Genomic DNA, 13284 nt, shown 5'->3' on the forward strand with positions numbered 1-13284 from the left:
CGGTCGACCTGTCGGCCGGTTGATCTTTCGAAGCATGGACGCTTCGTCCCGACCTCAGGGACAGCGGCCACAAATCAGCAGACGCTGAAGGAGTAACGCCCATGATTCCCGTCATCCTGTCCGGTGGTAGCGGCTCGCGACTCTGGCCCCTCTCGCGCAAGCTCTACCCCAAGCAGTTCCTGGCACTGACCAGCGAACAGACCATGTTCCAGGAGACCATCAATCGCCTGGGCTGCGAGGGCAGCATCGATTGCCCCATCATCGTCTGCAACGCCGAACACCGTTACCTGGTGGAAGAGCAGCTCAAGGCCGTCGAGTGCAAGCCGCAGGCGCTGATCATGGAGCCCTTCGGTCGCAATACCGCGCCGGCCGTGGCCATCGCCGCCATGCAGCTGGTCGCTGACGGCAAGGACGACCTGATGCTGGTGCTGCCCGCCGATCACGTGATCGAGGACGAAGCCGAATTCAAGGCCGCCCTGCAACAGGCCGCCGCCGCCGCCGAACGTGGCGAGATGGTGCTGTTCGGTATCCCGGCCACCGCGCCCGAGACCGGCTACGGCTACATCAAGACCGGTTCCAACGACGGTCTGCCCCAGGGCGTTTCCCGCGTCGAGCGCTTCGTCGAGAAGCCCGATGCCGTCACCGCCACCGAATACGTGGCCTCCGGCGACTACTGCTGGAACAGCGGCATCTTCCTGTTCCGCGCCAGCCGTTTCCTGGAAGAGCTGAAGAAGCACGACACCGACATCTATGACACCTGCCTGCTGGCGCTGGAGCGCAGCAGCATCGACGGCATCAACATCAGCATCGATGCCGCCACCTTCGCCGTCTGCCCGGACAATTCCATCGACTACGCCGTGATGGAAAAGACCACCCGCGCCTGCGTGGTGCCCATGACCGCCGGCTGGAACGACGTCGGTTCCTGGTCCGCGCTGTGGGACGTGCATGCCAAGGACAACAACGGCAATGTCATCAAGGGCGACGTCGTCCTGCATGACAGCCGCAACTGCCTGGTGCACGGCAACGGCAAGCTGGTGACCCTGGTCGGTCTGGACGACGTGGTCGTGGTGGAAACCAAGGACGCCGTCATGATCGCCCACAAGGACAAGGTCCAGGACGTCAAGAAGCTGGTCAACACCCTCGAGAAGCAGAACCGCAACGAGGTCAAGGCCCACCAGGAAGTCTTCCGTCCCTGGGGTTCCTACGACTCCATCGACATGGGCCAGCGTTTCCAGGTCAAGCGCATCACCGTCAAGCCGGGCGCCCAGCTGTCGCTGCAGATGCACCACCACCGTGCCGAGCACTGGATCGTGGTCTCGGGTACCGCTGAGGTCACCTGTGACGACAAGGTCTTCCTGCTGACCGAAAACCAGTCCACCTACCTCCCGATGACCTCCGTGCACCGCCTGGCCAACCCCGGCAAGGTACCGCTGGAGCTGATCGAAGTGCAGTCCGGTGGCTACCTGGGCGAGGACGACATCGTCCGCTTCGAAGACATCTACGGCCGCGTCGACACCCAGGCCCTGGAAGTCGCCAAGGCAGGCAAGGCGTCGACCCGCTAAGCCTCGCTGTACGGCAATGAACAGACACCGGCTCCGGCCGGTGTCTGCGTTTTCGGCAGCCGCTCGGCAAAACCGGTTAGGCTTGTCGTTTCCCCTTTCGCCATCGGATCCGCCGCATGACCGCTCCCACCCTGCTCCGCCTCGATCAACTGGACGAGGCCCTGGCCGCCTACGACGGCTTCATCCTCGACCTCTGGGGCGTGCTGATCGACGGCTACGAAACCTTTCCCGGCGCTCGCGCCTGGCTGGAGCGCCGCGCCGCCGAAGGCAAGCCGGTGTGGTTCCTCAGCAATGCCTCGCGCGATGCGGACGGCATGGTCGAAGAACTGGGCAAGCTGGGCGTGCCGCGCGAGCTCTTCGCCGGCATCACCACCTCGGGTCAGCTGGCCATCGATGCCTTTCAGCAGGACCCGACCTTCAGCGAGGGCGGAATCTACCTCTCCGGTCCTGGCACCGGCCAGGTCGGCTGGCCCGCGGAAATCCGCGCGCGCTTCGTCGAGGACATCGCGCAGGCAGCCATCATCCTGGGCGTCGGCAGCTTTCCGGAAGACGAACTGGAGGCGCGCTTCGCGCCCCTGGCCACGGCGCTGGACAAGCCTTTTCTCTGCGCCAATCCGGATCGCAACGTGGTATCCGGGGGTCTACCCTTCTATGCAGCCGGCAAGCTGGCCGATCGCTTCGCCGCCCTGGGAGGGGCGGTCACCTGGTATGGCAAGCCCGATCCCTATGCCTTCCATTGCGCGGCAGGCGCCCTGGCCGAGCGTGGCGCCAAGCGCCTGCTGTTCGTGGGCGACTCGCTGGTGACCGATGTACCCGGCGCGGTGGCGGCGGGCATCGACTGTCTCTGGCTGGCGGCCACCGGCATCCACCGCGAGGCCCTCGGTCTGGACTTCAACCAGGAGCCAACCCGCGAGGGACTCGAGCCGCTGCTCAGGCAACATCCCGAGCGGCCGCGCTTCGCCGCGGCCGGTCTGGCCTAATCCTTTTCCGCACGCCGAGGTATCGATGAGCAAGAAGCACGTAGTGGTCTTCAACCGCCTGCCCGAAACGCTGGTGGAACGTTTGCGCGAACATTTCTCCGTCGAGGTGATTCCCGCCAGTGCCAACATCGACCTGCTCGCCGCTTCCGCAGCCAAGGCCCAGAGCCTGATCGGCGCCAGTCGCAAGCTGGGCGAGAAGGAGCTGGAAATGGCCACGACCCTGGAAGCCATCGCCAGCGTCTCGGTCGGCTACGACAGCTATGACGTGGACTACCTCACCGAACGCGGCATCCTGCTCACCAATACCCCGGACGTGCTCACCGATACCACCGCCGACCTCGGCTTCACCCTGCTGGTCAGCGCCGCCCGGCGGGTGCCGGAGCTGGACGCCTTCGTCAAGGCCGGACACTGGCGCAAGGGTATCGGCGAAGAACACTTCGGCACCGACATCCATGGCCGTACGCTGGGCATCGTCGGCGCCGGTCGCATCGGCGCGGCCATCGCCAAGCGTGGCCACTTCGGCTTCGACATGCCGATCCTCTATACCGCCAACAGCGCCAAGCCCGAGCTGGAAGAGCAGATGGGTGCCCAGCGCCGCGAGCTGGACGACTTGCTCAAGGAGGCCGACTTCGTTTGCCTGGTGGTGCCCCTGTCGGCCGCCACCGAAGGCCTCATCGGCGCCCGTGAACTGGGGCTGATGAAGTCCAGCGCCATCCTGATCAACCTGGCGCGCGGCCCGGTCATCGACGAGCCGGCGCTGATCGAGGCGCTGCGCCAGGGCCAGATCCGCGGCGCCGGTCTGGACGTCTATACCCGCGAGCCGCTGGAGGCCTCGCCGCTGTTCGAACTGCCCAACGTGGTCACCTTGCCGCACATTGGCTCGGCCACCCATGAGACCCGCTACGCCATGGCCGAACGCGCAGTGAACAACCTGATCGCAGCCCTCACCGGTGAGCATCCGACCGACCTGGTCAATCCGGCGGCGCTGGATCGCCGCTAGGCGCTGATCGCCCACCGTCGACCCAGGTGGCGTGCCGTCCGGGCGCTTAAAGGCTATACTGCCGCGCCGCTCTCGGGTCGGCCGCCCTGGCCGGGTGGGCCTCTCTCAGTGTGTCAGGCCACCCCTCCGATCGGGCTCCTTCGCGGCCCGGTCCGTGCGACCCGAATTGCGCGCCCGTCTCGCCACCGCTGTGGCCGAGACGCAAGAAACCGCCAAGAGGAGCGCGTACATGACCGTGATCAAGCAGGATGACCTGATCCAGAGCGTTGCCGACGCCCTGCAGTTCATCTCCTATTACCACCCCGTCGATTTCATCCAGGCCATGCACGAGGCCTATCTGCGCGAAGAATCCGCCGCCGCGCGCGATTCCATCGCCCAGATCCTGATCAACTCGCGGATGTGCGCCACCGGCCACCGGCCGATCTGCCAGGACACCGGCATCGTCACCGTCTTCGCCAAGGTCGGCATGGACGTGCGCTGGGACGGCGCCACCCTGAGCCTGGACGAGATGATCAACGAAGGCGTGCGTCGCGCCTACAACCTGCCGGAAAACGTCCTGCGCGCCTCGATCCTGGCCGACCCGGCCGGTGCCCGCAAGAACACCAAGGACAACACCCCGGCGGTGATCCACTACCAGATCGTCCCCGGCAACACCGTGGAGATCGACGTCGCGGCCAAGGGCGGCGGCTCCGAGAACAAGTCGAAGATGGCCATGCTCAACCCGTCCGACTCCATCGTCGACTGGGTGCTCAAGACCGTGCCGACCATGGGCGCCGGCTGGTGCCCGCCGGGCATGCTGGGCATCGGCATCGGCGGGACCGCCGAGAAGGCCGCGGTGCTGGCCAAGGAATCGCTGATGGACGAGATCGACATCCATGAGCTGAAGGCCCGCGGTCCGCAGAATCGCCTGGAAGAGCTGCGCCTGGAGATCTTCGACAAGGTCAACCAACTGGGCATCGGTGCCCAGGGCCTGGGCGGCCTGACCACGGTACTGGACGTCAAGATCAAGGACTACCCGACCCACGCCGCCTCCCTGCCGGTGTGCATGATCCCCAACTGCGCCGCCACCCGTCACGCCCACTTCGTGCTCGACGGCTCCGGCCCCGCCAGCCTGGAAGCCCCGCCGCTGGACGCCTATCCAAAAATCGTCTGGGAAGCCGGTCCGAGTGCCCGGCGGGTCAACCTGGACACCCTGACCCCGGAAGAGGTGCAGAGCTGGCAGCCGGGCGAGACCGTGCTGCTCAACGGCAAGATGCTCACCGGTCGCGATGCCGCCCACAAGCGCATGGTCGACATGCTCAACAAGGGCGAGCCGCTGCCGGTGGACCTCAAGGGCCGCTTCATCTACTACGTCGGCCCGGTCGATCCGGTGGGCGACGAGGTGGTCGGCCCGGCCGGTCCCACCACGGCGACTCGCATGGACAAGTTCACCCGCCAGATCCTCGACCAGACCGGTCTGCTGGGCATGATCGGCAAGTCCGAGCGCGGCCCCATCGCCATCGAGGCGATCAAGGACCACAAGGCCGTCTACCTGATGGCCGTCGGCGGCGCCGCCTACTTGGTGGCCCAGGCCATCAAGGGCGCTCAGGTGCTGGCCTTCCCGGAACTGGGGATGGAAGCCATCTATGAGTTCGAGGTCAAGGACATGCCGGTGACCGTGGCCGTGGACACCCGTGGCGAGTCGGTGCACATCACCGGTCCGCAGGTGTGGCAGAAGAAGATCGCCGACAGCCTAGCCGTCGAGATCTAAGCGCCCGTCGCGACGGAAAAGCCCAGCCCCGTGCTGGGCTTTTTCTTTGGGCGCACGTCCGTCAGCCGGCGGGAGCCTTGCCGAGCGGCAGGGGTCGCATGGAGACCATCCCCGACCCCGGAGCCCCCATGCCCACTCTTCCCAGCGATTCCGTCTGCAGCCTGGCCCCCGTCTTCGCCGTCCAGCCCGATCAGCTCGAAGCCTTCAAGCGCCTGGGCGAGGCCATGCTGGAGCGCACCCGCAACGAACCCGGCTGCCTCTACTACGGCTTCTGCTATGACGGCACCACGGCACGTTGCCGCGAAGGCTATCGCGATGCCCAGGCGCTGCTGGCGCACCTGGACAACGTCGGCGATCTGCTGGAGCAGGCCCAGGCCATCGCCACCCTCGAGCGCTTCGAGGTATTCGGTGCGGCCGATCAGCTAGAGCAGCTGCGCGAGCCGCTGGCGGCCCTGAACGCCCGTTTCTTCGTCATGGCCGCAGGCTTCCGCCGCTAGCCTGGGGTGGCTGCTGCGGCGGCGCCAGCCGCGGCAGCAGCACCGCGAGGATGCGCTTGCGGGTCGGCACCACCAGCCGCTCCTGGAACAGCACGCAAAGCACCACCACTGCCAGCAGGAACAGCCAGTACCACTCGATGGAATTGGTATAGGCCCCGGCGGCGGCGATGCAGACCTCGCGATCGCCACTCAGGCAGGCCTTGAGATTGCCGCCGATCAGCTGTTCCAGGGTCATGTAGATCCCCGACAGGGGCACGTGCAGGGCGAACATTGACAGCGACGCGCCGCCTAGGCGTGGCGACCAGTGGCGGATGCGTTCGCTGGCCGGCTCCTGCGCCAGCGCGGCCAGATAGACCAGGATCAGCTGCGACGGCAGGAACAGACCGTTGTGGAACAGGAAGTACCAGAACTTGGGCCCGTGGGTGAACAGCGCCGTGCCCAGGGCGAAACTCAGGATCAGGTAGCTCGCCAGCAGCAACCGCTGCCGCTCCGAGGGTATCCAGCCCCGCGCGTGCTGGCGGCAGAAGATGGCGTAGAGCAGGATGCCGGCGAGAAATTCCGGCAGCCGGAACAGCGGCACTCGCTGCAGCAGGCCGGTAAAGGGCATGCCGTAGTTCTGGTGCAGGATCACCAGCAGCGGCGGGATCAGATAGAGCACCCAGACCAGCAGCAACAGCTGCCAGGGACGCTCGCTGGTCATCAGCCGCGGGGCCAGCTTGGGAAAGGTCAGGTAGAAGAAGAACAGCGCCGAGATCGACCAGAGCGGCGCGTTGAAGGTCAGGTAGTAGGGATTCCAGGCCTGCAGCATGAACAGTTGCAGCACGGCGTTGAAGGCCAGCTCCGCGTTGCTCATGAAGTGCTGGAACAACTCGGGATTGGTCCGCGCCAGGGGCTCGTTGGTGTCGAACACGACGAAGCGGATGCTTGCCGTGGCGGCGCCCGGTGGAATCCCCAGACTGCCGATCCAGGTCACCACCGCCATCGCCAGCAGCAGGGCGAAGATGTGGATCGGATAGAGGTTGGCGAAACGCTTGACCCAGAAGCTGCGCGCCGGCTCGCGCAGGCTGCCGCGGCCGCAATAGACGTGGGCGAGCAGAAAGCCGGAGAGCACGAAGAAGGTACTGGTGGCGAAGAAGCCCATGCTGGTGATCTCGTCCAGCAAGGGGATGGTCTTGCGCTCGGGATAGAAATGGATGGTGTGGTAGACGACCACATAGAAACCCATCAGGAACCTGAGCCACTCCAGACCGATGAAGCGGTGTTTATCTAAAGTCTGCACTAAGGCGTTACTCGTCTGGCCTCGTCCGCGGGACGATGGGTCCGGCCTACAGCGCCGGATCGGTTATGTTACCCGCACCTGACACCCGGGGCTGCTAACCGCGCCCCAGTACACCGATCACCAGGCGATCCAGCGAACCCCAGAGCCACTCGCGCGCGCGCCGCCACCAGGGCCGACTGCGCCAGAATTCCTGGGTGATCTCGCGACTCTGGGCGAAATCCTTGACGAAGCTGGCCGCCACCGCCTGACTCAGGCCGCGATCCACCGCCTCGACATTGGCCTCCAGGTTGAACCTCAGATTCCAGTGATCGAAATTGCAGGAGCCGACGCTGACCCAGTTGTCCACCAGGACCATCTTGGCGTGGATGAATCTCGGCTGGTATTCGTAGATGCGCACACCGGCGCGCAACAGGCTGCGGTAGTAGCGCTGCCCAGCGAAACGCACCGGCGGATTGTCGGTGTGCCGACCGGTAAGCAGCAGCCGCACGTCGGCGCCGCGACGCGCGGCCCGCCGCAAGGCCCAGCGCACGCGCCAGGTCGGCAGAAAATAGGGGGTGGCGAACCAGATGCGCTCGCGGCCGCCCACCAAGGCGCGGATCAGCGCCTGCAGGATGTCGCGGTGCTGGCGGGCATCGGCGTAGGCGACCCGGCCCTGCCCTTCCTGGGCGGCGGGTGGCGGTGGCGGCCGCTCACGACCCCGCCGCGGACGTGGCTTCCAGGCGCGGCGGCGACCCACCGCTTCCCATTGGCGCTCGAACAGCGCCAGCCAGTCCTCCACCAGCGGCCCCTGGATGCGTACCATCACCTCGTGCCAGTTGCAGTCGCTCTTGGCCGGATCCCAGAAGTCATCGGTCGCGCCGCTGCCACCGACGAAGGCCTCTTCGCCGTCGATGATGAAGATCTTGCGATGGTCGCGGTGCAGGTTATGCAGCCCGTGGCCGAAGCGCACGGGATTGAAGATGCGCAGCTCGGCGCCCGCCTCTTCCAGCTGGCGGCGCAAGCCGGCATCCATGCGCAGGGTGCCGAAGCCATCGAACAGGCAACGCACCGCGACGCCGCGCCGGGCCGCCTCGGTCAGGGCCACGAGCAACTGCTCGGAGCAACTGCCAGCTTCCACCAGATAGAGTTCGACATCGATCCGGCGACTGGCGCCCGCGATGGATTCGAGCATGGCCGGAAAGAACCGACCGCCGTCCACCAGCAATTCGAACCTGTTGTTTTCCCGCCATGGAAAGACGGCGCCCCGCATGCTTCCTACTCCGTGCCTGTGGCCATTGCATAAGAAGGCGCGGACGGGGGTTCGTTCAGTGGCAGGCGTGGTTTGGCTGGCCAGGCGCTGGCCAGGGGAGCACCACCGGCTCTGGCGCGGCGCCCGATCGGCGGCCTGTGCCGATGGACGGAGGGGCCTGCCCCTGAAGCAGGCCGTCAGCTCGCCTAGAGCGTGGGCTCGGGGCGCCGAGCGGTCCAGTCCACCTGCTGGGGAAAGCGACCGGTCACCTCGGCGCTCAGCGGCCGGGAGACCAGAAAGCCCTGCATGATCTCGCAGCCGTGCTCGATCAGCCAGTCGCGCTGTTCCAGGGTCTCCACCCCTTCGGCGATGACCTCCAGATCCAGGTTGCGGCCCAGTTCGAGGATGGTGCTGACGATGGCGGCGTCGCGGGAGGAATCCAGCATGTTGGCGATGAACAGCTGGTCGATCTTGAGGGTGTCGAGTTCGAAATGGCGCAGATAGGCCAGCGAGGAATAGCCGGTGCCGAAGTCGTCCACCGCGATGCGCACGCCGAGGGCGCGCAGTTGCGACAGCTGTGCGCGGGTGTAGTCGATGTCGTGCATCAGCGCCGACTCGGTCACCTCGATTTCCAGCTGCTCGGGTCGCAGCCCATGGGTCTCGATGATCTGGCGCAGGCTTTCCGCCAGTTGCGGCATGCCGAACTGCACCGGACTGAGGTTGATGCTCAGCAGCAATTCGTCGCCATAGATCTCCTGCAGGGACTGCAGCTTGGTCGCGCCTTCGCGGAAGATCCAGTCGCCGATGCGGTTAATCAGCCGGGTCTCTTCCAGCAGCGGGATGAAGACGCTCGGCGAAACCTTGCCGGCCACCGTGTGCTCCCAGCGCAGCAGCGCCTCGAAGCCGCGCAGGCGGCCGTCGCGCAGATAGACCTGCGGTTGGTAGGCAAGCACGAAGTCCTTGTTGTCGATGGCGTTGCGCACGCTCTCTTCGAGCATCAGCCGGGAACGGGCGCGGCCGTTCATGTCCGGCGAGAAGAAGCGGTATTGCTGGCGCCCGCCGCGCTTGGCCTCGTACATGGCGATGTCGGCGGATCTCAGCAGGCCGTCCACGGTATGGCCGCAGTCGGGATAGCTGGCGATGCCGATGCTGGCGCCGAGGCTGACTTCCATGCCGTCGATGCGATGCACCGTGGCCAGCAGCTCCAGCAGCTTCTCGGCCACGCGGGCGGCATCCTCGGGATGCTCCAGGGAGTCGAGCAGCGCGGTGAATTCGTCACCGCCCATGCGCGCCAGGATGTCGTAGGGTCGCATGCAGCTCTTGAGCTGCTCGGCGACGATGCACAGCACCCGATCCCCGGCCTCGTGACCGAGGGAATCGTTGATGCGCTTGAAGCCGTCGAGATCGATGTAGAGCACCGCCATGCGCTTGCCGTTGCGGCCGCTGCGCGCCAGCGCCGCTTCCAGCGTCTGGTTGAAGCCACGGCGATTGAGCAGACCGGTCAGGGCATCGGTGACGGCCTGGGATTCCAGCTGGTCCTGCAGCTCGCGCATGCGCGACATGTCTAGGGCGATGATGACCATGGCCCGCTGCATGCGCGGCAGCGGCGCGCAGGACAGCGCCACCGGCAGGCTGTCGCCACGATTGGTGCGCAGGCGGGCATCGTGCAGGCGATAGGTCTCGCGGCGGTCGTAGTGCTCCATGAAGGGCGAGGTCTGCCAGTCGTCGAGACCGCTGCCGCCTTCGAGGAAGTCGAGGAAATTGGCGTGCACCAGGTCGCTGACGCTGCATCTCAGCATGCGGGCGATGGCGGCGTTGGCGAAGGTCACCCGGCCCTGTTCATTGACGGTGAGGATGCCTTCGGCGGCATTGTCGAGCAGCGAATCGCTGAAGGACTTGGCCAGTTCCAGCTGCTGGGTGGCCTGCAGCAATTCGCGGCGATTGCGCTCGTGATCGAGCAGCGAGCGCACCTTGTGCCTGAGGATATTGGGATCGACCGGCTTGAGCAGGTAGTCGACCGCGCCGGTGGCATAGCCCCGCAGGACCGATTCGTAGGAGTGGGCTTCGGCGGAGACGAAGATGATCGGGGTGAAGCGGGTGCGCAGGTTGCTGCGCATGATGCGCGCCACCTCGAAGCCGTCCATGATCGGCATCTGGACGTCGAGCAGCACCAGATCCACGGTTTCGTCCAGCAGGTATTGCAGGGCACGCTCACCCGAAGCGGCCGTGATCACCCGCCAGTTTCCGACCTCCAGTACCGCCTGCATGGCGAGCAGGTTCTCCAGGCGGTCGTCGACCACCAGCAACACCGGACCTTGCTCTGTCTGCGGCAACGGGCACTCCATCAAGCCTCTTCTCCCCGCGGCCTCTGCCGCCGTGCAGCAGCCATGCGCGGCTGGCTACCTCTTCCCGTCGTGACCGTTATGCGACGCGTCGCTCTCAACCCTACTAGCGTAGCAGCCGGACAGGGGTCTGCCCCCTGCCGATTGGCAGGCGGGACCCTTCGCGACGTCTATCAGAGCGCAAAATGAAAAAGCAGTTTCCGCTTGGCTACACGAAGGCGCGGAAACTGCCGGTCACAGGCGACGAGCGGTCGCTACTGGGTGGGGGTGCCGGTGGCTCCGGGCAGGGGGCGTAGATTGACCTCGACGCGGCGATTCTGCGCGCGGCCATCGGCGGTGGCGTTGCTGGCGATGGGGGCATCGGGACCGGCGCCCCGGGTGCTCAGTCGCGCCGCGGGCACGCCCTGGGCGGTCAGGTAGCCGGCGACGTTCTGGGCGCGGCGCTGGGACAGTTCGATGTTGTGGGCACGGCTGCCGGTGCTGTCGGTGTAGCCGACGATCTCGATGCTGTTCTGATCGAATTGCTTGAAGGAATTGGCCAGGTCGTTCAGCGGCTTGTAGAAGCTGTTGGCGATATCGGCCGAATCGGTGGCGAAGGTGATGTTGCCAGGCATGATCAGCTTAATGTCATCGCCCTGGCGCTGCACCTCGACGCCGGTGTTTTCCATCTGCCGACGCAACTCGGCTTCCTGGCGATCGGCGTAATAGCCGTAACCGGCGGCGGCCGCACCCACGGCGGCGGCGCCGATCAGCGCACCCTTGCCGCGGTGGTTGTGATCGATGGCCGCACCGGCGACGGCACCGGCCAGGGCACCCAGGCCGCCATACTTGGCGGTCTTGGAGGTGCCACCGCTGGCCTGACCCTGGTTTTCGTAGGGATTGGGGGATGCGCATCCGGCCAGGGTGGCCAGGGCCAGGCTGGCGAGAAGGATACGGGTGGGCAGCGCCATGTCTTTGCTCCTTGGAAATCCATTGCGGCGAATGGGGCCGCACCCGGCAATTCTAGCCGCGTGATCTGAATCGCAACTGAACGAGGCGGCGCTCGCGGACACTTATCGCGATAGTGAGCCTCTAAGTCCGCGATAGGCAGAATCGAAGATAGATAGCTTGCATATCGATTTTTCGCGATCTAAGGTTCGTTACAACCCAATATGACGATGCGACCGTGATGGACGAGATCCTCAAAGCCCTGGCCAATCCCCTGCGCCGCCAAATCCTCGGCTGGCTGCGCGATCCCCGGCAGTATTTCCCGTACCAGGAACACGATCTGGATACGGGCGTCTGCGCCGGACAGATCGAAGCCCGGGCCGGACTCTCGCAGTCCACGGTCTCGGCGCACCTGGCGGTGTTGACCCGGGCTGGCCTGGTCACCACGCGGCGCATCGGCCAATGGGTGTTCTACCAACGCGACGAGGCCGCCATCCAGGCCTTTCTGCAACGTCTCGCCCGCGAACTCTAGTCTGCAAGGAATCCTGATGCCCGCTTCTCTCATCGTGCTGGCGCTGAGCGCTTTCGCCATCGGCACCACCGAATTCGTCATCATGGGGCTGCTGCCCAACGTCGCCGCCGATCTCGGCGTGTCCATTCCCAGCGCCGGCTGGCTGGTCACCGGCTATGCCCTGGGCGTGGCCGTCGGCGCGCCCTTCATGGCGCTGGCCACGGCCCACTGGCCGCGCAAGCGTGCCCTCCTCGCCCTGATGGGCATCTTCATCGTCGGCAACCTGCTCTGCGCCGTGGCCAGTGGCTACAACATGCTGATGCTGGCGCGGGTGGTTACTGCCCTCTGCCATGGCGCCTTCTTCGGTATCGGCGCGGTCGTGGCGGCGAGCCTGGTCCCGGAGAATCGCCGCGCCTCGGCGGTGGCCCTGATGTTCACCGGTCTGACCCTGGCCAATGTGCTGGGCGTGCCCCTGGGTACCGCCCTCGGCCAGGCCGCCGGCTGGCGCTCGACCTTCTGGGCGGTGGTGGCGATCGGCGTGGTCGCCCTGATCGGTCTCTGGCGGGTGCTGCCGGCCGACCGCAACCAGCCGCGCGCCGACCTGCGCCGGGAATTGCTCGCCCTGCGCGGCCTGGGCTTCTGGCTGGCGCTGTCGATGACGGTGTTCTTCGCCGCCTCCATGTTCGCCCTCTTCACCTATGTGGCGCCGCTGCTGCAGGAAGTCACCGGCGTCTCGCCACGGGGCGTCACCGGTACCCTGCTGCTGATCGGCCTGGGCCTGACCCTGGGCAACTTCATCGGCGGTCGCCTGGCCGACTGGCGCCTGGCCACCAGCCTGGTGGGCATCTTCGTCGCCCTGGCGCTGACCTCCGCCGCCCTGCGCTGGACCGGCCAGGCCTTCCTGCCCGCCGAGATCACCCTCTTCCTCTGGGCCGCGGCCGCCTTCGCCGCCGTGCCGGCCCTGCAGATCAACGTGGTCACCTTCGGCAAGGACGCGCCGAATCTGGTCTCGACCCTCAACATCGGCGCCTTCAACGTGGGCAACGCCCTTGGCGCCTGGGTCGGCGGCCTGGTGATCGACCACGGCCTGGGTCTTACCGCGGTACCCCTCGCCGCCAGCGGGCTCGCCCTGCTGGCCCTTATCGCCACCCTGCTGACCGCCAGCCAGGCCCGCAAGAGCGGCCTGGCGACCGCCAGCTAATCAAGAG

Annotated in this window: 11 protein-coding genes; 7 read left to right on the top strand and 4 right to left on the bottom strand. The window is 66.2% G+C overall.

Going from position 1 to position 13284, the window contains the following annotated elements; all coding sequences use genetic code 11:
- Positions 1-101 precede the first annotated feature (101 nt).
- The 5 genes from CFE50_RS19700 to CFE50_RS19720 all read left to right on the top strand — a co-directional run bounded on the left by CFE50_RS19700 (position 102) and on the right by CFE50_RS19720 (position 5789).
- The gene (locus CFE50_RS19700; RefSeq protein WP_007161874.1) at positions 102-1562 is read left to right on the top strand and encodes a mannose-1-phosphate guanylyltransferase/mannose-6-phosphate isomerase; all 1461 of its coding nucleotides are present in this window, start codon (positions 102-104) and stop codon (positions 1560-1562) included.
- Positions 1563-1678: 116 nt separating this feature from the next.
- The gene (locus tag CFE50_RS19705; RefSeq protein ID WP_144947432.1) at positions 1679-2542 is read left to right on the top strand and encodes a TIGR01459 family HAD-type hydrolase; all 864 of its coding nucleotides are present in this window, start codon (positions 1679-1681) and stop codon (positions 2540-2542) included.
- Positions 2543-2567: 25 nt separating this feature from the next.
- The gene (locus CFE50_RS19710) at positions 2568-3542 is read left to right on the top strand and encodes a 2-hydroxyacid dehydrogenase (protein WP_286736937.1); all 975 of its coding nucleotides are present in this window, start codon (positions 2568-2570) and stop codon (positions 3540-3542) included.
- Between the two features lie 229 nt (positions 3543-3771).
- Positions 3772-5292 (top strand): fumarate hydratase, encoded by a 1521-nt coding sequence (locus tag CFE50_RS19715; protein ID WP_286736940.1) that lies wholly within the window; start codon positions 3772-3774, stop codon positions 5290-5292.
- 128 nt (positions 5293-5420) lie between these two features.
- Positions 5421-5789 (top strand): putative quinol monooxygenase, encoded by a 369-nt coding sequence (locus tag CFE50_RS19720; protein ID WP_027598480.1) that lies wholly within the window; start codon positions 5421-5423, stop codon positions 5787-5789.
- On the opposite strand, the gene CFE50_RS19725 is transcribed toward CFE50_RS19720, so the two are convergent.
- The 4 genes from CFE50_RS19725 to CFE50_RS19740 all read right to left on the bottom strand — a co-directional run bounded on the left by CFE50_RS19725 (position 5764) and on the right by CFE50_RS19740 (position 11588).
- Positions 5764-7068: an acyltransferase family protein gene (locus CFE50_RS19725; protein WP_286736945.1), complete on the bottom strand. Its 1305-nt coding sequence runs from the start codon at positions 7066-7068 to the stop codon at positions 5764-5766. The genes CFE50_RS19720 and CFE50_RS19725 overlap by 26 nt on opposite strands.
- Positions 7069-7162: 94 nt before the next feature.
- Positions 7163-8317 (bottom strand): phospholipase D-like domain-containing protein, encoded by a 1155-nt coding sequence (locus CFE50_RS19730; RefSeq protein WP_286736948.1) that lies wholly within the window; start codon positions 8315-8317, stop codon positions 7163-7165.
- Between the two features lie 185 nt (positions 8318-8502).
- Positions 8503-10641, bottom strand: a complete 2139-nt coding sequence (locus CFE50_RS19735) for a putative bifunctional diguanylate cyclase/phosphodiesterase (RefSeq protein WP_169853363.1) — start codon at positions 10639-10641, stop codon at positions 8503-8505.
- A 251-nt stretch (positions 10642-10892) separates the two neighbouring features.
- A complete protein-coding gene (locus CFE50_RS19740) occupies positions 10893-11588 on the bottom strand; it encodes a YiaD family glycine zipper/OmpA-like lipoprotein (RefSeq protein WP_286736952.1) in 696 nt (231 codons plus the stop codon).
- A 218-nt stretch (positions 11589-11806) separates the two neighbouring features.
- On the opposite strand from CFE50_RS19740, the gene CFE50_RS19745 reads away from it, so the two are divergent.
- Both CFE50_RS19745 and CFE50_RS19750 read left to right on the top strand, forming a co-directional pair.
- On the top strand, positions 11807-12097 hold the full coding sequence (locus CFE50_RS19745; RefSeq protein WP_286737035.1) for an ArsR/SmtB family transcription factor: 291 nt from the start codon (positions 11807-11809) through the stop codon (positions 12095-12097).
- 16 nt (positions 12098-12113) lie between these two features.
- Positions 12114-13277 carry an MFS transporter gene (locus CFE50_RS19750; protein ID WP_144962030.1) on the top strand — a complete coding sequence of 388 codons (1164 nt, stop codon included), beginning with the start codon at positions 12114-12116 and terminating at the stop codon, positions 13275-13277.
- Positions 13278-13284 lie beyond the last annotated feature (7 nt).

Origin of the sequence: Pseudomonas sp. PGPPP4 (genome assembly GCF_002256045.1) — a bacterium.
GTDB classification, from domain to species: Bacteria; Pseudomonadota; Gammaproteobacteria; order Pseudomonadales; family Pseudomonadaceae; genus Chryseomonas; species Chryseomonas oryzihabitans.

What these genes read in the sequence shown, in the direction of transcription:
- CFE50_RS19720 (WP_027598480.1), top strand. Translation starts at nt 5,421, where the DNA reads ATGCCCACTCTTCCCAGCGATTCCGTCTGCAGCCTGGCCCCCGTCTTC.
- CFE50_RS19740 (WP_286736952.1), bottom strand. Translation starts at nt 11,588, where the DNA reads ATGGCGCTGCCCACCCGTATCCTTCTCGCCAGCCTGGCCCTGGCCACC.
- CFE50_RS19730 (WP_286736948.1), bottom strand. Translation starts at nt 8,317, where the DNA reads ATGCGGGGCGCCGTCTTTCCATGGCGGGAAAACAACAGGTTCGAATTG.
- CFE50_RS19700 (WP_007161874.1), top strand. Translation starts at nt 102, where the DNA reads ATGATTCCCGTCATCCTGTCCGGTGGTAGCGGCTCGCGACTCTGGCCC.
- CFE50_RS19705 (WP_144947432.1), top strand. Translation starts at nt 1,679, where the DNA reads ATGACCGCTCCCACCCTGCTCCGCCTCGATCAACTGGACGAGGCCCTG.
- CFE50_RS19735 (WP_169853363.1), bottom strand. Translation starts at nt 10,641, where the DNA reads ATGGAGTGCCCGTTGCCGCAGACAGAGCAAGGTCCGGTGTTGCTGGTG.
- CFE50_RS19710 (WP_286736937.1), top strand. Translation starts at nt 2,568, where the DNA reads ATGAGCAAGAAGCACGTAGTGGTCTTCAACCGCCTGCCCGAAACGCTG.
- CFE50_RS19750 (WP_144962030.1), top strand. Translation starts at nt 12,114, where the DNA reads ATGCCCGCTTCTCTCATCGTGCTGGCGCTGAGCGCTTTCGCCATCGGC.
- CFE50_RS19745 (WP_286737035.1), top strand. Translation starts at nt 11,807, where the DNA reads ATGGACGAGATCCTCAAAGCCCTGGCCAATCCCCTGCGCCGCCAAATC.
- CFE50_RS19715 (WP_286736940.1), top strand. Translation starts at nt 3,772, where the DNA reads ATGACCGTGATCAAGCAGGATGACCTGATCCAGAGCGTTGCCGACGCC.